The following is a 19,434-nucleotide window of genomic DNA, read 5'->3' as shown; positions in this document are numbered from 1 at the left end:
GGCACGCGACGGGTGTCAGGCCCGGCGCATGGCGCTATTTGTCAACGGTCATTGCCACTACTCATTGAGCTAGCCTGGAGGGTTTTGTTCAATGCTGGCGAGCCAACACCTTTGATAGATGTTGGCTATGGCCGGCACCTCAATTTCGTTCAATACCGGATAACCCCGACAACGCAGACTTCGGCTTCGAGCTTCCTCAAGGAGAGTGCCATGAGCCTGAGCGTGATGTTGCCGATGTCGGCCTTTGCCCTTGCCGCCTCGATTTCACCAGGGCCGGTCAATCTGATGTGCCTGAGTAGCGGTACCCGCTATCCCCTGCCCAAGGGGCTGATATTCGTCAGCGGTGCCACTCTAGGGTTCGTGGCGCTGTTTATCGCCGTGGGGCTGGGACTCTACTCGTTGCTGACGCTGGTGCCGGGCTTGGAGATGGCGCTGCGCTGGGCCGGCGTCGCCTTTCTGCTCTACTTGAGCGTGCGGCTGTTCCGTGACGATGGCCGTTTGCCTGAAGACGATGCCCAGCGGGCACCGGGGTTTATGGCGGGAGCCCTGATGCAGTGGCTCAACCCCAAGGCCTGGCTGGCCTCGGCGTCAGGGATCGGTGCCTACACCGGCGGCGACATCAGGCTGATGTGGCTATTCGCTCTGCTCTATCTGCCCATCTGCTGGCTCTCACTGGGCAGTTGGGTGTATGCCGGCGCCTTTTTACGCCGCCACGTCCATCGCCCCGGCCTGTTGGCGACCATCAATCGGATCCTGGCGGTGATGCTCGCGGCGAGCTGTGTCTATTTACTGCTCGAGTAGTGGGCACCGGTATTGATGGGGCGTGGCAGCGACCAGGCGCTTGAAGGTGCGCTGAAAATGCGGCTGATCGCTGAAACCGGCATTCAGCGCCGCCTCGGCGATCGGCTTGCCGAGCTTGAGCTCCCGCTGTCCCAGTTGGACACGGCGATTGATCAGATAGGCGTGAGGCGTCAGGCCAAAGTGCTGTTTGAAGGCGCGAATCAGATGGCCAGCGCTGTAGCCGGAGCGCCGACATAGGGTGTCCAGGGAGACTTCCTGAATGGCATGCTCGTCGAGGTATGCAGCCAACTCGCGGAGCGCGGCTGGTGGTAATGGCCAATGTCTGGCCGGCTGGCCAGCCAGATAGTGCATCAGCGCCGAGAGGTATTCGACCATCGCGCTCTGCTTATCCAGCAGGTCGCGCTGCGGATCCAACAAGGTATCGGTCATGCGGCAATAGCCGCTATACCACTGGGGCTGATTGATCACCGCAGTAAGAATATCCTGCCAGTGTGGCGTCTCGATCAGCCCTGCTGTATGGCGCAACGTCGTCAACCACTCCACGTCCACATAGAGCATGCGGTAGGCCCAAGGCTTGTCGTCAACGGGATTGCAGGCATGCACCCAGTTTGGATTCATCAAGACCAGGTGACCGGAACCAATCCGATAAAGCTCGTCGCGATAGCGAAAGGTGCTCTGTCCCGCGATGACGGCTCCCAGAGACCACTGAGTATGACTGTGAGGGGCATAACAGATCTTGCGGCCATCCTCGATCTTGCGCAGCTCCACATAGGGCATACGCGGATCGCGCCAGAACTGGGGATGGTTGACATGTACCATGCTTGGATCGTCTCGCTACCAAGGAGAGAGGCGCGCTCAGCCTCGACGCGATAACTCTACGATATTCGCCGCCGTCCTTCGAGGCTGCCAGCTACCCGGCAGCTCTGCGCGCCGCATCGCGACTGACGTCGCTCCTACACTGGGTACGTCGCCCTTGGCAAAGGTAGGAGCGAATTTATTCGCGATGGGGTTGCCCTACCCGGCAGCTCTGCGCGCCGCATCGCGACTGACGTCGCTCCTACACTGGGTATCGTGCTCTTGGCGAAGTAGCAGCGGATTTAGCCACGATGGGGGTTGGTATTACTTGGCAGTGTTAAGCGCTGTATGGCTGTCGGGTCATTTTAGTCTCTCCAACCGCCCCTTGCGGCGCACGATATTCTTGTAATCCCACTGGATATCTCGCGCCTTGCCAAGCCAACGGCGAAGATTCTCGACATCGATCTGCTCCGCTGCGGTGTACCGCACTTCGGCGGCCTTGAAACTCCCCTCGTTGCGAAGCCCGCTCTCGCCAAACGTTTGACCGCTCCAGAACAGCAGCCGCACGCAGTGCTTGAGCTTGCTGTACCCCACGATGGGATTGCCCTCCAGAAACCAGACGGGATGGGCGTGCCATAGCTTGCTCTCGGCGTCAGGTAGGTGTTGGTCGATCTCCTCGGCAAGGCGACTACACACGTCCCTGTCTTCTGGCGCCTGCTGCCGATTATAGGTCTGAATATCTGGATGCATGGAGAGCTCCCAAGGCGTTGCTATTTCTTTGGGATAGTCGTTCAGACAGACCAAAATTCGACAGCCGCTCCCCGAGGGGAGCGGCCGTAGGCTGGCTGGCAGCGGGTCTCGCTTAGAACTCGCTCCAGTCTTCGACGGCTTCGGCGGGTTTCTTGTAAGCGTGTTTAGCCTTATCGCTGGGGACAGCCACTCGCTGCTGGCCCTGGGACGTCTCGCCCTGGCCTTCGTCGTGGTGAGTCAGTTGGCTGGACGGTTGAGCGGCCCTCTCGTCGATGCGGAAGGTGGCGATCAGATCCGCTAGGCGCTTGGCCTGGTCTTCCAGTGAGGTGGCGGCGGCACTGGTCTGCTGCACCAGCGAAGCATTCTGCTGAGTCACCGAGTCCATCTCGGTAATGGCACTGTTGATCTGCTCGATGCCACTGTTCTGCTCGCGGGTGGCGCTGGATATCTCTCCCATCAGGGCGGTGACCTGGCGGATCGACTCGACGGTCTCACCGATGGTGGCGCCGCTGCGTTCGGCCTGTTCCGCACCACTGGCGATCTTGCCGGTGGTCTCCTCGATCAGCTTGCGGATCTCCTTGGCGGATTCGGCACTACGCGAGGCGAGGTTGCGCACTTCGCTGGCTACCACCGCAAATCCACGCCCCTGCTCCCCTGCCCTTGCGGCCTCTACCGAGGCGTTGAGCGCCAGGATGTTGGTCTGAAAAGCGATCGAGTCGATCACGCCGATGATGTCGTTGACGCGGCTGGCACTGGTCGAAATCTCGCGCATCAGCTGCACGGTGTGCTCGACCTCCTGCCCACCGGCTTCGGCACGCTGCGAGGCGGACGCCGAGAGGCCATCCGCCTCCTGGGCAGTCTCGGTGTTCTTGCTCACCGTGGCGGCCATCTGCTCCATGCTGGAGGCAGTTTCCTGCAGTGCCGAGGCCTGCTGCTCGGTACGCGAGGAAAGGTCCTGGCTTCCCGAAGCGATCTCGCCAGCACCGAGGAATACGCTGTCGCTGCTGCTACGCAGCGAAATTACCAGAGTCTTGAGCTTGTCCTGCATACGCGCCAGGGCGCTGAATAGCTGACCGATCTCGTTGCGACCACGGTCGCGAATCTGCTCGGTGAGATCACCATCGGCAATCCGCTCGAAGTGATCAATGGCCTCGCGCAGCGGTGTGACGACGACCCGCATCATCGCCATGCGGATCGCCACCGCCGCAAGCAGCGCCACCACCAGCAGCGTCACGGCGATCATGGCGACGATGTCGCCGAGCCGACCGACCTGCGCGATCACGCTAGTACCGCGGCGCTCGGAATAGGCGGCGAACTCCTCCATGGCGGCATCCAACTGGGCACCGAGTTCGGCCATCTCATCCTGACTGCGCTGAATCTGGAAGGGAGCAGCGTCCATCAGCGGTTCGAGTCCCTCTACCACATAGGCGTCGTAGGCGGCGATGATCGCCTCGACGTAAGGCGCGCGCGAGTCGTCGGCGTCGATGGACACGGCGCGGAAGGCGTCGAAGCGCTCATGGGCGCCGGCCAGCGCTTCCAGTGCCTGTTTCTGGCTCTGCTGGCCCCGCTCAGGGTCACCCTGGGTGCTGAGGCTGGCAAATCGGTCCAGCATGATCTGTGCACGCAGCACATTGACCTGAGTGCGGTTGGCCAGCGTGGAGAGCTCCACATTGGTTTCCGCGAGTTCATGCAGCGCGTCTTCGCTGGTAGCGCTGGCGTAGAAGCCCAGCCCACTGATCAGACCAATCATCAGCACCAGTGCGGCCAACGCTGCTGTCAAGCTCCACTTGATGGATAGGTGTTTCATCTGCCGCGTCCCCCTGCAATGGCGATATTCAACATGTCATCGGCCACGCCGGGGGAAGGTTGAGACGAATCGTCTCAATTACGACTAATGGATAATGCCGCTGTGCTACTCGTCCACCACCATCTCAAAACCACCGTAGATTAGCCGCTTGCCATCGAATGGCATGGGATTGACGTCCGGCTGCAGACGAGGGTCCTCCATCACCTTGGCCATGCCGCGGTCGCGGACCTCGCGAGACGGCCACAGCAGCCATGAGAAGATCACGGTTTCATCCGCCTGGCATTTCACCGCCATAGGAAAGGAGGTGAGCTTGCCGTCGGGCACGTCATCGCCCCAGCACTCCACCATCTTGAGTGCACCGTGCTCCTTGAATACCACCGCTGCGTCACGGGCATGCTGGATGTACTTGTCACGGTTGGCGGTGGGCACCGCAGCAACGAATCCGTCTACGTAGGTCATGACTCTCCTCCTGTGTCTCTTAGGGATACTCGCACCGGCGCTGCCGAGGCGAGCTTTGGGTGTCTACTCAGCGGATATCGAACGGCCAGCAGCGAAATCGACATCCGGCAGACCGTGGGCATGGCAGGCGTTGGCCGTCTATGCTGGTTGATAGGAGAGACACAGACAGCGTAGGGAGACGCACCCAGGTCATTTGCGGCCCAGACGGCCGAAGGAGCCCTACCATGACCATTCCGATGACGCTACGGGAGTACCTCCGCGCCTGCGACATCGACTATGAGGAGGTTTCCCACCCGCGCGAAGTCACCACCAGTCGTATCGCCCAGATTTCGCATATCCCCGGCGACCAGTTGGCCAAGGCCGTCATGCTGCACGGTAAATCCGGCTATGGTCTGGCGGTAGTGCCCAGCACTCACGACACCGATCTCGACAGCCTGACCGCCCTGTTCCAGGAGCGATTCGAGTTCGCCTCGGAGGGGGAAATCTCAAGCAGCTTCGATGACTGCGACCCCGGTGCCGCAACGCCGGTGGGCCAGGCCTATGGTCTCAAGGTGTATGTCGACGACATGCTGCGCCATCAGCCGGACATCTACTTCGAGGCGGGCGACCACGAAACTCTGGTGCATATGAGCGGCCGCGAATTCGAGCGCCTGATGGATGGCGCTCCCCACGGCCGTTTCAGCCACCATCGCTGACCATTCGAGGCCGCCAACGCCTCGCCTCCCCTCGCGTTGCCGGCAGCGCTTGTCGGCAGCGCGCGCTGCGCCTACACCTTGAACATGGACACGCTTCCGGCATCCCATGCCACCCGCGACTTCATCCGCTTCGCCACCCGCGGCGAGCGTCTTGCCGAACTGGCACGACGCATCCCTATGGGCCGGCGCCATCGAGAAAGACGAGCAGTGGTATGCCCGCACCTAGGCGCGTATTGACGCCTACTTCGAGACGTCACGCCCCTGATGTCGGCTGCCAAGCGCATTGCGACTGGGGTATCATCAACGGCGATTTGCAGCCACGGCCCGCCGTCATGCCCAGTATCGATGTGGTGATTCGCCTGACCCGCGACGAGTGCCTGGCCCACTACGAGGGCCGCGCCCTGAGCGTACATACCCGCAGCCTCGACGGTCGCAAGGTGGTCTTTCCCACCAGCGCACTGACGCGCATCGTTGGCCGCGACGGCATCGACGGCGTGTTCCGGCTGCACTTCTCCACGGCAGGCAAATTCGAGTCCATCGAGCCACTGCCAGGCCGCTGACCGTTTAAATCACAAGTTCGATTTCGGCCGCCGATAGGCTAGTCTCTAATCGACGACAGTTTTCCTTCGGACGTGCCCATGCCATCCCTACTGGGCCACCGCTCACTGCTGCGGTGGCTACTTAGCAGTGCCCTGCTGATCACCGCCCCTCTGGTTGCGGCGGATGAGTCCGATCTGGAGCACGTCACCTTGCAGTTGGCCTGGTACCATCAGTTCCAGTCTGCTGGCTACTACGCCGCCAAGCACCAGGGTTACTTTCGTGAGGCAGGCTTCGAGGTGGAGCTACGCCATGGTGGCCACGATGACTATGGCCGGCCCATCGATCCGGTGGAGGACGTGGTATTCGGGCGCGCCGACTTTGGCGTATCGCGCTCCGACTTGTTGCTCTATCACAGCCAGGGCCTGCCGGTGGTGATCCTGGCCAACATCATGCAGCGTTCACCGCTGGTGTTTCTTACCCTTGAGGAGTACGGCTTCTCACGTCTCGAAGATATCGGCGAGCGACCCATCAGCGTTACCCTTCCCGACGTCGATGCGCGGCTTAGCGCCGAGACCCTGGCCAGTTTCCACCGCGCCGGCCTCGACCTGGAGCAGCTCAACAACCAGGCCCCCAGTTGGGAGCTCGAGGACCTGCTCAACGGCACCACCCAACTGATGCCCGGCTACCTCACCGATGCCCCCTACTTCCTAGAGGCGTTCGGCGCCGACCCGGTCACCATTAGCCCCGAATCGTACGGCATCGATTTCTACGGCGATCTGCTGTTCACCCGTGCGGCGCTGCTCGAAGACCGGCCCGAGCGTGTCGAGGCGTTCCGCGATGCCGCCCTGCGCGGCTGGGCCTACGCGCTGGACAACGTCGAGGAAGTGGCCGAACTGATCACCCAGTACTATCCGACCCGCAATGCGCGCTACGACATTCACTTCCTGCGTCACGAAGCCAACAAGCTGCGCAGCCTGATGCAGCCGGAGCTGATCGAGATCGGCTATATCAATCCCTCACGCTGGGAGGCGATAGCCGAGGTGTACCTGGAGCTGGGCATGATCGAGGGCTACGACCTGGAGGGTTTTCTCTACCAGCCACCAGCAGACAACCGCGGTGCCGACCTGCAGCGCCTGATGCACGTGGCACTCGGAGGTGGAACCCTGCTGCTGCTGGTGATCGCCCTGGCCAGCTACCTGCTGATGATCAATCGGCAGCTTCGTCGTGAGGTAACGCGGCGCCACAAGGCTGAGGAAGCGCTTCGTGAGCTGGCGGAGAAGGATGGCCTGACCGGTATCGATAATCGCCGGCTGTTCGAAGAACATCTGCAGCAGTGCTTTGCCCATGCCCGCCGCCATAAGCAGCCGCTGACCCTGATCATGTTCGACGTCGATCACTTCAAGCAGGTCAATGACAGCCATGGCCACCTGGCCGGCGACCGGGTGCTGATAGAGATCACCCAGATCACCCAGCAGGAGCTACGCACCGAAGACCACTTCGCTCGCTATGGCGGCGAGGAGTTTGCGGTGCTGCTGCCCGGCACCGATCACGCTAAGGGGCTACTGGTGGCCGAGCGCATCTGGCAGGCCAACCGCAATCATCAGGTGGCCAGCGACGCCGGCCCCATCTGCTATAGCCTGAGCCTCGGCGTAGCCAGCCTCGATGAGCGAGACCGGAGCCCACACGACCTGGTCAGACGCGCCGACGAGCGGTTGTATCAGGCCAAGCATCAGGGCCGTGACTGCTACTTCGGCGCTGCTAACCACTTGGTCAGCAAGTGATTAGTACCCAATATACGGTAATTTAGCATTGCATAACCTGGGTTAAGGCGAGGATGCGGCTAGAGGTCCAGTGTGGCCCGAGTGGGGTCAAGGACGACCCATTGCGGCCAGGATGCCGCTCACACCCCTGCCTTGCCCTGATCGAGTCATTGACTCGATCAGGGCAATCTTTTTTGTGCGCCACTCAGTCGGCGGCAACTCCCACCTGCTCACGGCGCTCCGGCAGCATGCCACGATCGAGAATAAAGCGGATGATTTCCTCGAGTCCGACGCCGTCATAGAGGTTGGTGAACACGAACGGCCGCTCGCCGCGCATTTTCCTGGAATCCCGCTCCATCACCTCGAGAGAGGCGTGAACCTGTTCGGCAATATCGATCTTGTTGATGATCAGCAGGTCCGACTTGGTAATGCCTGGGCCGCCCTTGCGCGGGATCTTGTCGCCAGCGGAGACGTCGATCACGTAGAGGGTGAGGTCAGAGAGTTCCGGGCTGAAGGTGGCCGAAAGATTGTCGCCGCCGGACTCGACCAGTACCAGCTCGAGGTTCGGGTGACGCGCCTGGAGATCATCGATGGCCGCCAGATTCATCGAGGCGTCCTCGCGGATTGCGGTATGCGGGCAGCCGCCGGTCTCGACGCCGAGGATACGATCCGCTGGCAGCGCATCGTGCTTGAGCAGGAAGTCGGCATCCTCACGAGTGTAGATATCGTTGGTGACCACGGCGATATCGTAGTAATCGCGCAGGGCCAGGCACAGCTGTTTTAGCAGCGCGGTCTTGCCGGAGCCCACCGGGCCGCCGACGCCTACTCGCAGGCAATGAGTCATCTCGTTCTCTCCTCGTTCATGCTTTAGTCGTATGCCTTCCAGTCGCTGGGCGCTCAAGACTAGCTTCTGAATAGTCGGGAATACTGAGTTTCGTGCAAGGCGCTGGCCATGGCCAGACCAGGCAGCGCCGGGCCCAGCTCGTCATCGTCAAGGGCCAGGGCGAGATCAACGGCCTCGACCAGCGCCGGACGCAGTCGCTCGACCAGCCGCTGAGCCGCGGTATGCCCCAGCGGCAGGGCCTTGCAGGCCACCGCCAACTGGTTCTCGAGCCAGGCCCAGGCGAAGCCGAGCAGTGCCTGACGCTGCGTCACACCGCGCATCTGGGCGGTCCAGGCAAACAGGGTCACATAGCCGGCGCCAGGTGGCAGCATGCCTGCGTCGGGCAGCCGTTCGAGGCTGCCCAGCAGCCGCGCCAGGGAGGCGCCTAGCCGACTATCCTCGGCGGCCAGTTCGGCCGTCTCTCGATTGGCAGCGAGCCAGACATCCCACTCGGCGATGGCCGTGGCATCGTCCTGCTGCCAAGCCTGATGCAGGCGCGCCAGTGCCGGCAACTCGCAGTGCGCCAGGCCGTCGTCGAGCACTCCAGCCAGCCATTCGCCGAGGCTCTCCTCGTCGCTGACCCAGCCCAGCTCGAAAGCGCTCTCCAAGCCCTGAGACCAGGCGAAGGCACCGATCGGCAGCGCCGGGCTGACCAGCTGCAATAGCCCCAGCAGCGCCAGGTCGTCGCCCTGTGCTGAGGATACGACAGCGTCAGTGGGCATGCGGGTGCTCATGGTCGTGTCCGTGGTCATGGTCATGGTCATGGTCATGGTCATGGTCATGGTCATGCGAGTGACTATGAGAGTGCCCGCCGGTCTGCTGGTAGGCGCCGGGTTCGGGGTCGAAGGGCGCCTGATGATGCTCGAGGGTCGCCCCCAGCAGCTCGGCCAGCTCTTCGAGCACATGATCCGGCGGAAAGCGCACCCAGCCCTGGTCGGGCCGGGCATCGTCGCTGCCCAGCGCCAGCTGCACGTGGCGGTTGCCGAGATGATAGGCGAGCCGCGCCAGCGGCAGCCCGGCGGCTACCCGGGCGGTGACCACCGGCTCATCGGCGGCCTCGATGCGGATGACCTCGCCGCTCTCGGCGCGCAGCCCCTCACCGGCGCGTAGCACCGGGCCGCGGTCGAGGAACAGGCCGAGTTCGCGGCCGCTATCGCTCAGCGCCTTGAGTCGCCCCTTGGTGCGCGGCTCGAAGGGCAACGTCAAAGTGTCGTTGGCCTGGCCATGCTCGATGGGCCCCAGGCGTTCGGTCAGTTTTAGCATTGGTTACGTCTCGTTGATGTAAGCCGCGGCTGATCCGGGCAAGCGCCATGTCGGAGCTCGTCGAGCCATCTTGCGCGTACCAGCCAAGCCAGTCTTGTCTTCGCTCAACACCACATGGCCGAAACCCTGACGCCCCGGACGGGCTCTCACGGTCGGAAAGACGGCACATCCCTGTGTCGGCTTTCCTCGATCTTCATCCATGAAGATCGACCGCGTCGCCTCGCCCGGGGAGTCAGCGGCCACGCAAGGTTTCGCGATGACAAGCTGGCTTACTATGTTGCTGTGAGTGACAGCCATGATTCAGAACAGATGATAGCGCTGTGCCAGCGGCAGCTCGGTGGCCGGCTCGCAGGTCAGCAACTCGCCATCGGCGCGCACCTCGTAGGTCTGAGGGTCGACCGTCAGATCGGGACAGGCGTCGTTGAGCTTCATATCGCCCTTGCGCACGCCGCGCACGTTCTTGCAGGCGGCGAGCTCACTGTGCAGCCCCAACTGCGCCTTGATGCCGGCGTCGATGGCCGCCTGGCTGACGAAGCTGAGCCGGGTCTGGCTGGAAGCGCGCCCCAGGGCACCGAACATATAGCGGTAGTGCACCGGCTGCGGCGTGGGGATCGAGGCGTTGGGGTCGCCCATGGGGGCGGCGGCAATCATCCCGCCCTTGATCAGCAGTGACGGCTTGGAGCCAAAAAACGCCGGCTTCCAGAGCACCAGGTCGGCCAGCCTGCCAACCTCCACCGAGCCCACCTCGTGGGCGATGCCGTGGGTGGTCGCCGGGTTGATGGTGTACTTGGCGATATAGCGCTTGGCACGGAAGTTGTCGGCACCCAGCGCCTCATCCTCGGGCAGCAGACCGCGCTGCACCTTCATCTTGTGGGCGGTCTGCCAGGTGCGGCAGACCACCTCGCCGACCCGGCCCATGGCCTGGGAGTCGGAGGCGATCATCGAGATCACGCCCATATCGTGGAGGATGTCCTCGGCGGCGATGGTCTCGCGGCGAATGCGTGAATCGGCGAAGGCCACGTCCTCGGGGATGTTGGGGTCGAGGTGGTGGCACACCATCAGCATATCGAGGTGTTCGTCGATGGTGTTGACCGTGTAGGGCCGGGTCGGGTTGGTCGACGACGGCAGCACATAGGCCTTGGAGCAGGCGGTGAGGATATCCGGCGCATGACCGCCACCCGCCCCTTCGGTGTGGTAGGTGTGAATGCAGCGCTCTTTGAACGCCGCCAGGGTATCTTCCACAAAGCCCGACTCGTTGAGGGTGTCGGTATGGATCGCCACCTGGACATCGTACGCATCAGCCACGTTCAGGCAGTTATTGATCGATGCAGGCGTGGTGCCCCAGTCCTCGTGCAGCTTGAGGCCCATGGCACCGGCTTCGAGCTGTGCCTCCAGCGCCTCGGGCAGGCTGGCGTTGCCCTTGCCCAGCCAGCCGATATTCATCGGCATGTCGTCCACCGACTGCAGCATCTTGCCGATGTGCCAGGCGCCGGGGGTGCAGGTGGTGGCGTTGGAGCCGGTCGCCGGGCCGGTGCCGCCGCCGAGCATGGTAGTGATACCGCTCATCAGCGCCTCTTCCACCTGCTGGGGGCAGATGAAGTGGATATGCGCATCGATACCGCCGGCGGTAAGAATCTTGCCTTCGCCGGCGATGATCTCGGTGCCGGGGCCGATGACGATCTCCACGTCCGGCTGGGTATCGGGGTTGCCGGCCTTGCCGATGGCCGCGATACGCCCCGCCTTGAGGCCGACGTCGGCCTTGACGATGCCCCACCAGTCGAGAATCAGGGCGTTGGTGATCACGGTATCCATCACCGCCTCGTCCAACCGCTGACTCTGGCCCATGCCGTCGCGAATCACCTTGCCGCCGCCGAACTTGACCTCGTCGCCGTAGTGGGTGGCGTCCTTTTCCACCTCGATCCACAGCTCGGTATCGCCCAGGCGCACCCGATCACCCACCGTGGGGCCGTACATATCGGCGTAGGCCTGCCGGCTGATGCTGTTGGTCGACTTCATGACTGGCCTCCTTGAGTGGCTGCATCGAGGCTGCCCATGACATCGCCGCGAAAGCCGTAGATATGCCGGCGACCGACGAAGGGGATCAGCGTCACCTCGCGGGTCTGCCCCGGCTCGAAGCGGATCGCCGTGCCCGCGGCCACGTCGAGGCGGTAGCCGCGGGCCTTGTCGCGGTCGAAGACCAACGCCGGGTTGGCTTCGGCGAAGTGGTAGTGGGATCCGATCTGGATCGGCCGGTCGCCGGTGTTGGCGACCTCGACGGAGATCCGCTCGCGCCCTTCGCAGAGCGCAATATCACCGTCCTGCAATTGATACTCACCGGGAATCATAGGATTCCTCCCTCCTGCGGCCAGTGTTAGACGATAGGGGTATGCACGGTCACGAGTTTCGTCCCATCAGGGAAGGTGGCCTCGACCTGCACCTCGTCGACCATCTCGGCCACGCCCTCCATCACGTCGTCACGGCCGAGGATCTCGCGGCCATAGCTCATCAGGTCGGCGACGCTGCGCCCATCGCGGGCCCCTTCCATGATCTCGAAGCTGATCAGCGCCACCGCTTCCGGGTAGTTGAGCTTGAGGCCACGGGCCTTCCTGCGTTCGGCAAGCTGTGCGGCAGAGAACAGCAGCAGCTTGTCCTTGTCTCTGGGGGTCAGTTCCATAGCGCGCTCCTTATGTCTGGTCGATGTTTGTCGGCAGCGCTGCGCGCTGCATCGCGGTGGAAACCGCACCTACATTGGGTCTGCGGCCAGCCGCGTCAGGTCAGCCAGATGCGCGGTGTATGCGCCTCGCTGCCCATCAGCAGGGGCCTGAGCAGCTCCCAGGCCTGCTGGCAGATCGCCCAGGCTTCATTGCGCTCGCTGCCAAGGTAGCGCAGCAGCAGCACACCGTGGCGCAGCGTGACCGCCCAGCGATTGACCGCGGGCAGCGACTCACGCAGCGTCTCGATGGCTGCCGCGGCCTCGCTGTCGATCAATCCCACCGCCCATAGCGTGGCCTGCACGCTGGCGCCGCCCTGCCCCCAGCGCCCGTGAAAGCGCCGGTGCTGGGGGTCCAGCGGTTGGCGCTCCAGCCACAGCGGCTTGTCATCCAGGGTCAGTCGAAAGCGCTGATCGATGCGCCCCGACACATACGGCAGCTGGCTGGCCGGCCGGCCCAGCGCCAGCACTTCCCAGCCCAGGCAGCGCGCGCTACCGCGCAGCGCGATCTCGGTCGTCTGCGCGCCCCGCGAGCCGTCGAAGGCGATGGTCTCCTGGGGCAGCCACTCGAGGCTGGCCCCATCGTCGACGCTGAGCTGGGTCTGCTGCTGCCAGGCCACGCCCTGGCTGTCGGCCTTGTAGAGTTTATTGGCTGCCGGCGTGGTAAGCAGTGCATGGCTTCCCGCGGCAAGATGCGCCGAGATATGCAGCGCATCGCCGCTGACCAGGCCGCCGGGGGGATGCAGCAGATAGACGTGGCATGCGCCCTCACGGCCTTCCGGGTAAAAAGGCCGCTGCACCCGCAGCGGCCCCTGATGGCGCGCCTGCACCATGCGGGTGACGCTGTCGCGGCGCTCGAAGCCCAGCGCCAGCGAGGCCGCCCAATGCCGTTCGCTATCGAAGCGGTGCCCCGAGTCGGAAGCCGTTGGCAAAGCGTGCGGGATAGCCGTCATAAAGCGGTGTCCGTCAAAGTGTGTATGGCAAGGCGATCATATCGCCGAACGAGCGCTCGCGGCAGCGCCTATACCGTCAGGTGCTGCTTGATCAGCCCGTCCGACAGCTCGGCAATGGGCCCCTTGGCTACCTCACGGCCGCGATCTATGATTACGAAGCGGTCGGCGTACTTGCGGGCGAAAGGCAGTTTCTGCTCCACCAGCAGCACGGTCAGGCCGTCTTCATCGATCAGCTTGCGGATCACCTCGCCGATCTGGGCAACGATATTGGGCTGAATGCCCTCCCCCGGCTCGTCGAGGATCAACATCTTGGGCTCGATGACCAGCGCCCGGCCGATGGCCAGCTGCTGCTGCTGGCCGCCGGAGAGGTCGCCACCGCGGCGGTGGCGCATCTCCTCGAGTACCGGGAACAGCTCGTAGACGCGCTCAGGAATCGTGCGCTTGCCGTCGCTGCGCGCCGCCAGTCCGGTGCGCAGGTTCTCCTCCACGGTCAGCAGCGGGAATATCTGGCGTCCCTGGGGCACATAGCCGATGCCCAGTCGCGCACGCTCCTCGACCCGCTTGCGGGTCAGCTCGATGTCGTCACCGAAGCGCAGGCTGCCGTCGGCCACCCGCTCCTCGCCCATCACGCACTTGAGCAGGGTGGTCTTGCCAACCCCGTTGCGGCCCATCACGCAGGTGCACTCACCGGGCGGGACGTCGAGGGTCAGATCCCACAGGGTGTGGCTCTCACCATAGTACTGATTCAGCTTGTCGACCTTGAGCATCAGGCGGCCTCCTCGCTTTCGCCGAGGTACACTTCGATCACCCGCGGGTCGCTCTGCACCTGGTCCATGCTGCCCTCGGCCAGCACGCTGCCCTGATGCAGCACCGTGACCTTCCGTGCAATCGAGCGCACGAAGCCCATGTCATGTTCGACCACCACCACCGACTGCTTGCCGGCCAGGCCGGTGAGCAGCTCGGCGGTACGCTCCATCTCCTGCTCGGTCATGCCGGCCACCGGTTCGTCAACCAGCAGCAGGCGCGGACGCTGCATCAGCAGCATGCCTATCTCCAGCCACTGCTTCTGGCCGTGGGAAAGGATACCCGCCGGGCGCTGGCGCAGTTCGGTGAGGCCGGTCATTTCCAGCACCTCATCGATGCGCTCCCGGGCCGGTGCAGCGAGACGTGCAATCAGGGTAGGCAGCACCCGCTTGTCGGCGGTCATCGCCAGCTCCAGGTTCTCGAACACCGACAGCGCCTCGAACACCGTGGGCTTCTGAAACTTGCGGCCGATGCCGAGAGTGGCGATCTCGGGCTCGCTCATGGTCAGCAGATTGTGGCGCGAGCCAAACCATACCTTGCCCTGGTCCGGCCGGGTCTTGCCGGTGATGATATCCATCATGGTGGTCTTGCCGGCCCCGTTGGGGCCGATGATGCAGCGCAGTTCGCCGTCATCGACAGTGAGGTTGAGGTCGTTGATGGCCTTGAAGCCATCGAAGCTCACCGTGACGTCCTCCATGTAGAGGATCGGCCCGTGGCGCACATCCACCGGCGACTGGGCGGGCACCATGAAGTCGAATACGCGGTCACGTTGGGCGAGCGACTTGATCAGGCTCATGAGGTCACCTCCTGGCCGGGGGCAGCATCGCTGTCACGACGCCGCTTGAGACGATAGGCGAGCAGGCCGGCAACGCCCTTGGGAAGAAACACCGTGACCAGCACGAACATGCCGCCCAGGGCGAACAGCCAGGCGTCCGGCATCACCCCGGTGAACACGGTCTTGGCGTAGTTGACCAGGATCGCCCCGATCACCGCACCGTACAGGGTGGCACGGCCGCCCAGCGCCACCCACAGCACGATCTCGATGGAGAACAGCGGCGAGAATTCGCTGGGGTTTATGATCCCCACCTGCGGCACATAGAGGGCGCCGGCAAGGCCGGCAAGCATCGCCGAGACAACGAACACGAACAGCTGGAAGCGCTCGACTCGGTAACCAAGGAAGCGCGTGCGCGCCTCGGCATCGCGGGTTGCCACGCAGACCCGGCCCAGCTTGCTGCCGACGATGGCGCGGCACAGCAGGTAGCTGGCGCCGAGTGCCACCCCGCTGGCCAGGAACAGCCCTAGCCGAGTCTCGTTGCTGCGCAGGTTGAAGCCCAGGATATCGCGGAAGTCGGTGAGACCGTCGCTACCACCGAACCCCATCTCGTTGCGGTAGAACGCCAGCATCAGGGCGAAGGTCAACGCCTGGGTGATGATCGACAGGTAGACCCCGGTGACCCGCGAGCGGAACGCCAGGAAGCCGAACACCAGCGCCAAGGCGCCGGGGGCCAGCAGCACCATCAGGAAGGCAAACCAGGCCATGTCGAAGCCCAGCCAGTACCACGGCAGCGACTCCCAGCTCAGAAACACCATGAAGTCGGGGAGGACCGGGTCACCATAGGTGCCGCGGTCACCGATCTGGCGCATCAGGTACATGCCCATGGCGTAGCCGCCGATGGCGAAGAAGGCGCCGTGGCCAAGGCTGAGGATGCCCAGATAGCCCCATACCAGGTCCACCGCCACGGCCAGTAGCGCGTAACTCAGGTACTTGCCGAACAGGTTGACGGTATAGGCGTTGACGTAGAGCGGATGCCCCGCCGGCACCACCACGTGAAGCAGTGTGACCAGGGTCATCGCCGCCAGCAGCACGCCGATAAACAGCTGGGTCGAGCGCTCATTGAACGGTTGCATTAACCACATCGCGATCAGCCCTCCGCCGCACGGCCCTTTTGCGGAAAGAGTCCGCGGGGGCGCTTCTGAATAAATAGGATGATGAACACCAGCACGATGATCTTGGCCAGCACGGCGCCTGCCCAGGGCTCCAGCACCTGGTTGATCACGCCCAGCGAGAGGCCGGCGACCAGAGTGCCCCAGAGGTTACCCACGCCGCCGAACACCACCACCATGAAGGAGTCGATGATGTAGTTCTGACCCAGATTGGGGCCGACATTGGTGAGCTGCGACAGCGCCACCCCGGCGAGCCCGGCGACACCGGAACCGAGGGCGAAGGTCATGATATCGACACGCGTTGCGCGAATGCCCATGGAGCGTGCCATGGCACGATTCTGGGTGACCGCGCGCACTTCGAGACCGAGGCGGGTGCGGCGCATGACCAGCATCAGCGCGGCGAAGACGACCAGCGCAAACCCCAGCACATACATGCGGTTGAGGGTCAGCGACAGCGCATCGTTGATGGCCACCGAGCCGCTCATCCACTCCGGGGTGACCACGGTGCGGTTGAGCGGCGAGATGCCGGTGCGCACCAGCTGCTGAAGGATCAGGCTGACACCGAAGGTGGCCAGCAGCGTCTCCAGCGGCCTGCCCTTGAGGAACTGGATCACGCTTCGCTCGATGGCGATTCCCGCCAGCGCCGCGACCATGAACCCGGCGGGTATCGACAGGATCAGCGCCAGTCCGGGCTGGCCGGGCAGCAGCTGCTGCATCATCCAGGTGGTGTAGGCGCCGAGCATGATCAGCTCGCCGTGGGCCATGTTGATGACCCCCATTACCCCAAAGGTGATCGCCAGGCCGATCGCCGCCAGCACCAGTACCGAGCCCATCGAGAGGCCAAAGTAGAGCGTCTCGGCGGCGCGGTTCAAACGCAGATTCTGTTCGATATTGGCCAGCGCCGTGGCGGCCGCCTCGGCGACCTCTTCATCGTCGCTGTTGGTGGCCTGGTTGAGCGCCACGCGCACCCGTGGATGCAGGCTGCCGTCGAGGTGCTCGATGGCCAGCACATCGCCCTGCTCGAGGCGATGGATGGCCAGCGCCAGGGTCAGACGCTGACGCACCCGGGCGTCCTCTTCCTCTTCGATCAGTGCCTCGATGGGCTCGGCGAGGTCCTCGTCCACCTCGCCGAGCAGACGCTCCGCAGAGGTGCGCCGCTGGTCGAGGTTGGGCGAGTAGAGATCGACCACCGCGATCACGCTGCGCAGCTGGTTACGCAGCGCGTTATTGATACCGATGCGATCGAGGTCGCGGCGCGACATCTCGCCCAGGTCTTCACCGGTCAGGGCATCTTCCACCGGCCAGTCGCGGCCGCTGTTGTCGAGAACGATCACGAAGCGGCCGTCGTCGGCGCGCTGCAGGCGGCCGTCGAGCAGTGACTGCAGCCAGCCGCGGGCGCGCTCATCGTCACTGGCGACGATGGCATCGATAGCCTCGCCCTTGGCGGGAAAGCTGTCGACATCCAGCGCTTCGAGCAACTCGATGGCCGCTTCGTCGTCAGCCGAGGTCTCGGCATGCGCGGTCAACGGCATGACCAGCAGCACCAGCAGCCAGAGTAAAAGGAGACTCCTCATGGGTTCTTCCTTTGCGATAGGGAGTAACGAAATCGGTCAAGCAGGCGTGCGCCCCACCGCCGAGCGGCGGCGGGGCTGGGTGCTATCACTCTTCGGCGAGGGCTTCTTCGGCTTCTTCGGCCGCGGTGCTGCCGCCACAGGAGCCGGTGGCCACGTTGTAGTTACCGCAGCGCATCGGTGCCTGCCAGTCGGCCATCAGGTCACGCGAACCCGGCAGGAAGTCGGACCAGGCGTCGCCGGCCACGGTGGACGGAGTCTGCCAGACGATGTCGAACTGGCCATTGTCCTGCACCTCGCCGATCAGCACCGGCTTGGTGATGTGGTGGTTGGGCATCATCGCCGCATAGCCGCCGGACAGGTTGGGCACGGTGACGCCGATGATCGCGTCCTTGATCTCATCAGGGTCGGTGGTGCCGGCCTTGCGCACCGCCTCGGCCCACATATTGAAGCCGATGTAGTGGGCTTCCATGGGATCATTGGTCACCGCCTCTTCATCGCCGGTCCAGTCGATCCAGGCATCGATGAAGTCGTAGTTTTCGTCGGTGTCGACGCTCATGAAGTAGTTCCAGGCCGCCAGATGGCCGACCAGCGGAGCGGTGTCGATGCCCGACAGCTCCTGCTCACCCACCGAGAAGGCGATGACCGGAATGTCCGCTGCGTCGATGCCCTGGTTACCCAGTTCGCGATAGAACGGCACATTGGCGTCGCCGTTGATGGTCGAAACCACGGCGGTCGGCTTGCCCTCTTCGCCGAAGCGACGAATCTCGCTGACGATGTTCTGCCAGTCGGAGTGCCCGAATGGGGTGTACTCGATCATGATGTCCTCGTCGGCCACGCCGTGCTCTTCCTTGAGGAAGGCTTCGAGGATGCGGTTGGTGGTACGCGGATAGACGTAGTCGGTACCGACCAGTGCAAAGCGCTCGATACCCACTTCGTTGATCAGGTACTCGACCGCCGGAATCGCCTGCTGGTTAGGCGCGGCGCCGGTGTAGAAGACGTTCTCGGAGGACTCTTCGCCCTCGTACTGCACCGGATAGAACAGCAGCCCGTTAAGCTCCTCGAATACCGGCAGCACCGCCTTGCGCGAGACCGAGGTCCAGTTGCCGAAGACCACGTCCACTTCATGCTGTTCGAGCAGCTCGCGGGCGCGCTCGGCGAACAGCGGCCAGTCGGAGGCCGGGTCGACCACCACCGCCTCGAGCTCACGACCGAGCAGACCGCCCTGCTCGTTCTGCTGCTCGATAAGCATCTCGACGGTGTCCTTGAGGGTCGACTCGCTGATCGCCATGGTGCCGGACAGCGAGTGCAGAATGCCGACCTTGATCGGATCGTCGGCCAGCGCCTGGGTAGCGCCAGCCAGGGTGCCGGCTGCCAGCATGGCTGCGGCGAGACGGCGGGGAGTAAAGGATGCCTTGGGTGCGTTCACGAGATTCTCCTTGCGGAATCTGGTTATTATGCGCCGGCGGAGGGGCGAAACCCGCTACCCCAGCGTTGTGTCCAGCGACGCGCCAGCCAATGTCAGGTGACACGGCGCGGCTATCGCAAGGGATATGTCGCAAGGGCTATGCCAACCCGCTAACGACCGCTATTTCCTCTTCTTTTTCAATCATATGAACACAAGATCGCTATCCTGAAACCATTCCACATGCACCAAAATTGTGCATCTCGCCTGCACTGCACTCCATTGTTGCGCCAG

General features: G+C 63.5%; 20 protein-coding genes. 4 read left to right on the top strand and 16 right to left on the bottom strand.

Annotated elements, in window-relative coordinates; all coding sequences use genetic code 11:
- Window positions 1–210: 210 nt before the first annotated feature.
- Window positions 211–801, top strand: a complete 591-nt coding sequence (locus IEI94_RS03885; RefSeq protein ID WP_191165778.1) for a LysE family translocator — start codon at window positions 211–213, stop codon at window positions 799–801.
- Here the strand turns inward: IEI94_RS03885 and IEI94_RS03880 are convergent.
- From IEI94_RS03880 to IEI94_RS03865, 4 genes are all read right to left on the bottom strand, one after another.
- Complete coding sequence (locus tag IEI94_RS03880) at window positions 787–1,620, bottom strand: AraC family transcriptional regulator (protein ID WP_191165776.1); 834 nt, start codon at window positions 1,618–1,620, stop codon at window positions 787–789. The genes IEI94_RS03885 and IEI94_RS03880 overlap by 15 nt on opposite strands.
- A 336-nt stretch (window positions 1,621–1,956) precedes the next feature.
- Window positions 1,957–2,346 (bottom strand): DUF1801 domain-containing protein, encoded by a 390-nt coding sequence (locus tag IEI94_RS03875; RefSeq protein ID WP_191165774.1) that lies wholly within the window; start codon window positions 2,344–2,346, stop codon window positions 1,957–1,959.
- A 112-nt stretch (window positions 2,347–2,458) separates the two neighbouring features.
- Window positions 2,459–4,153, bottom strand: a complete 1,695-nt coding sequence (locus IEI94_RS03870) for a methyl-accepting chemotaxis protein (RefSeq protein WP_191165772.1) — start codon at window positions 4,151–4,153, stop codon at window positions 2,459–2,461.
- 105 nt (window positions 4,154–4,258) lie between these two features.
- Window positions 4,259–4,612: a DUF1428 domain-containing protein gene (locus IEI94_RS03865; protein ID WP_191165770.1), complete on the bottom strand. Its 354-nt coding sequence runs from the start codon at window positions 4,610–4,612 to the stop codon at window positions 4,259–4,261.
- Window positions 4,613–4,836: 224 nt separating this feature from the next.
- On the opposite strand from IEI94_RS03865, the gene IEI94_RS03860 reads away from it, so the two are divergent.
- The 3 genes from IEI94_RS03860 to IEI94_RS03850 all read left to right on the top strand — a co-directional run bounded on the left by IEI94_RS03860 (window position 4,837) and on the right by IEI94_RS03850 (window position 7,628).
- A complete protein-coding gene (locus IEI94_RS03860) occupies window positions 4,837–5,307 on the top strand; it encodes an aminoacyl-tRNA deacylase (protein ID WP_191165768.1) in 471 nt (156 codons plus the stop codon).
- A 332-nt stretch (window positions 5,308–5,639) separates the two neighbouring features.
- Complete coding sequence (locus tag IEI94_RS03855) at window positions 5,640–5,867, top strand: DUF2835 family protein (RefSeq protein WP_191165766.1); 228 nt, start codon at window positions 5,640–5,642, stop codon at window positions 5,865–5,867.
- Window positions 5,868–5,945: 78 nt separating this feature from the next.
- Window positions 5,946–7,628 (top strand): GGDEF domain-containing protein, encoded by a 1,683-nt coding sequence (locus IEI94_RS03850; RefSeq protein ID WP_191165764.1) that lies wholly within the window; start codon window positions 5,946–5,948, stop codon window positions 7,626–7,628.
- Window positions 7,629–7,812: 184 nt separating this feature from the next.
- On the opposite strand, the gene ureG is transcribed toward IEI94_RS03850, so the two are convergent.
- From ureG to urtA, 12 genes are all read right to left on the bottom strand, one after another.
- Window positions 7,813–8,451 (bottom strand): urease accessory protein UreG, encoded by a 639-nt coding sequence (gene ureG / locus IEI94_RS03845; RefSeq protein ID WP_191165762.1) that lies wholly within the window; start codon window positions 8,449–8,451, stop codon window positions 7,813–7,815.
- Between the two features lie 59 nt (window positions 8,452–8,510).
- On the bottom strand, window positions 8,511–9,212 hold the full coding sequence (locus IEI94_RS03840; RefSeq protein ID WP_191165760.1) for an urease accessory protein UreF: 702 nt from the start codon (window positions 9,210–9,212) through the stop codon (window positions 8,511–8,513).
- The gene (gene ureE / locus IEI94_RS03835) at window positions 9,202–9,753 is read right to left on the bottom strand and encodes an urease accessory protein UreE (RefSeq protein WP_191165758.1); all 552 of its coding nucleotides are present in this window, start codon (window positions 9,751–9,753) and stop codon (window positions 9,202–9,204) included. The genes IEI94_RS03840 and ureE overlap by 11 nt, the downstream gene beginning before the upstream one ends.
- Before the next feature lie 300 nt (window positions 9,754–10,053).
- Window positions 10,054–11,769: an urease subunit alpha gene (gene ureC / locus IEI94_RS03830; protein WP_191165756.1), complete on the bottom strand. Its 1,716-nt coding sequence runs from the start codon at window positions 11,767–11,769 to the stop codon at window positions 10,054–10,056.
- Entirely contained in the window at window positions 11,766–12,098 is a 333-nt protein-coding gene (locus tag IEI94_RS03825; RefSeq protein WP_191165754.1) for an urease subunit beta, read from the bottom strand. The genes ureC and IEI94_RS03825 overlap by 4 nt, the downstream gene beginning before the upstream one ends.
- Before the next feature lie 26 nt (window positions 12,099–12,124).
- A complete protein-coding gene (locus IEI94_RS03820) occupies window positions 12,125–12,427 on the bottom strand; it encodes an urease subunit gamma (RefSeq protein WP_191165752.1) in 303 nt (100 codons plus the stop codon).
- A gap of 95 nt (window positions 12,428–12,522) precedes the next feature.
- Window positions 12,523–13,416, bottom strand: coding sequence for an urease accessory protein UreD (locus IEI94_RS03815; RefSeq protein WP_191165750.1), 894 nt, complete (start codon window positions 13,414–13,416; stop codon window positions 12,523–12,525).
- 68 nt (window positions 13,417–13,484) lie between these two features.
- Window positions 13,485–14,183: an urea ABC transporter ATP-binding subunit UrtE gene (gene urtE / locus IEI94_RS03810; protein ID WP_191165748.1), complete on the bottom strand. Its 699-nt coding sequence runs from the start codon at window positions 14,181–14,183 to the stop codon at window positions 13,485–13,487.
- Window positions 14,183–15,016 carry an urea ABC transporter ATP-binding protein UrtD gene (gene urtD, locus IEI94_RS03805; protein WP_191165746.1) on the bottom strand — a complete coding sequence of 278 codons (834 nt, stop codon included), beginning with the start codon at window positions 15,014–15,016 and terminating at the stop codon, window positions 14,183–14,185. The genes urtE and urtD overlap by 1 nt, the downstream gene beginning before the upstream one ends.
- The gene (gene urtC, locus IEI94_RS03800) at window positions 15,013–16,137 is read right to left on the bottom strand and encodes an urea ABC transporter permease subunit UrtC (protein WP_191165744.1); all 1,125 of its coding nucleotides are present in this window, start codon (window positions 16,135–16,137) and stop codon (window positions 15,013–15,015) included. The genes urtD and urtC overlap by 4 nt, the downstream gene beginning before the upstream one ends.
- Window positions 16,138–16,142: 5 nt before the next feature.
- The gene (gene urtB / locus IEI94_RS03795; RefSeq protein ID WP_191165742.1) at window positions 16,143–17,738 is read right to left on the bottom strand and encodes an urea ABC transporter permease subunit UrtB; all 1,596 of its coding nucleotides are present in this window, start codon (window positions 17,736–17,738) and stop codon (window positions 16,143–16,145) included.
- Window positions 17,739–17,823: 85 nt separating this feature from the next.
- Window positions 17,824–19,116, bottom strand: a complete 1,293-nt coding sequence (gene urtA / locus IEI94_RS03790) for an urea ABC transporter substrate-binding protein (RefSeq protein ID WP_191166232.1) — start codon at window positions 19,114–19,116, stop codon at window positions 17,824–17,826.
- Window positions 19,117–19,434: the final 318 nt, after the last annotated feature.

The organism is Halomonas sp. ML-15 (assembly GCF_014779595.1).
In the GTDB taxonomy this organism is placed as follows: Bacteria; Pseudomonadota; Gammaproteobacteria; order Pseudomonadales; family Halomonadaceae; genus Franzmannia.
Note: the sequence above shows the minus strand (reverse complement) of the source record. Positions and strands in the feature narration are given on the sequence as shown.

Excerpts from the sequence above, each read along its gene's own strand:
- IEI94_RS03885 (WP_191165778.1), top strand. The coding sequence starts at position 211 with ATGAGCCTGAGCGTGATGTTGCCGATGTCGGCCTTTGCCCTTGCCGCC.
- IEI94_RS03880 (WP_191165776.1), bottom strand. The coding sequence starts at position 1,620 with ATGGTACATGTCAACCATCCCCAGTTCTGGCGCGATCCGCGTATGCCC.
- IEI94_RS03875 (WP_191165774.1), bottom strand. The coding sequence starts at position 2,346 with ATGCATCCAGATATTCAGACCTATAATCGGCAGCAGGCGCCAGAAGAC.
- IEI94_RS03870 (WP_191165772.1), bottom strand. The coding sequence starts at position 4,153 with ATGAAACACCTATCCATCAAGTGGAGCTTGACAGCAGCGTTGGCCGCA.
- IEI94_RS03865 (WP_191165770.1), bottom strand. The coding sequence starts at position 4,612 with ATGACCTACGTAGACGGATTCGTTGCTGCGGTGCCCACCGCCAACCGT.
- IEI94_RS03860 (WP_191165768.1), top strand. The coding sequence starts at position 4,837 with ATGACCATTCCGATGACGCTACGGGAGTACCTCCGCGCCTGCGACATC.
- IEI94_RS03855 (WP_191165766.1), top strand. The coding sequence starts at position 5,640 with ATGCCCAGTATCGATGTGGTGATTCGCCTGACCCGCGACGAGTGCCTG.
- IEI94_RS03850 (WP_191165764.1), top strand. The coding sequence starts at position 5,946 with ATGCCATCCCTACTGGGCCACCGCTCACTGCTGCGGTGGCTACTTAGC.
- ureG (WP_191165762.1), bottom strand. The coding sequence starts at position 8,451 with ATGACTCATTGCCTGCGAGTAGGCGTCGGCGGCCCGGTGGGCTCCGGC.
- IEI94_RS03840 (WP_191165760.1), bottom strand. The coding sequence starts at position 9,212 with ATGCCCACTGACGCTGTCGTATCCTCAGCACAGGGCGACGACCTGGCG.
- ureE (WP_191165758.1), bottom strand. The coding sequence starts at position 9,753 with ATGCTAAAACTGACCGAACGCCTGGGGCCCATCGAGCATGGCCAGGCC.
- ureC (WP_191165756.1), bottom strand. The coding sequence starts at position 11,769 with ATGAAGTCGACCAACAGCATCAGCCGGCAGGCCTACGCCGATATGTAC.
- IEI94_RS03825 (WP_191165754.1), bottom strand. The coding sequence starts at position 12,098 with ATGATTCCCGGTGAGTATCAATTGCAGGACGGTGATATTGCGCTCTGC.
- IEI94_RS03820 (WP_191165752.1), bottom strand. The coding sequence starts at position 12,427 with ATGGAACTGACCCCCAGAGACAAGGACAAGCTGCTGCTGTTCTCTGCC.
- IEI94_RS03815 (WP_191165750.1), bottom strand. The coding sequence starts at position 13,416 with ATGACGGCTATCCCGCACGCTTTGCCAACGGCTTCCGACTCGGGGCAC.
- urtE (WP_191165748.1), bottom strand. The coding sequence starts at position 14,183 with ATGCTCAAGGTCGACAAGCTGAATCAGTACTATGGTGAGAGCCACACC.
- urtD (WP_191165746.1), bottom strand. The coding sequence starts at position 15,016 with ATGAGCCTGATCAAGTCGCTCGCCCAACGTGACCGCGTATTCGACTTC.
- urtC (WP_191165744.1), bottom strand. The coding sequence starts at position 16,137 with ATGTGGTTAATGCAACCGTTCAATGAGCGCTCGACCCAGCTGTTTATC.
- urtB (WP_191165742.1), bottom strand. The coding sequence starts at position 17,738 with ATGAGGAGTCTCCTTTTACTCTGGCTGCTGGTGCTGCTGGTCATGCCG.
- urtA (WP_191166232.1), bottom strand. The coding sequence starts at position 19,116 with ATGCTGGCAGCCGGCACCCTGGCTGGCGCTACCCAGGCGCTGGCCGAC.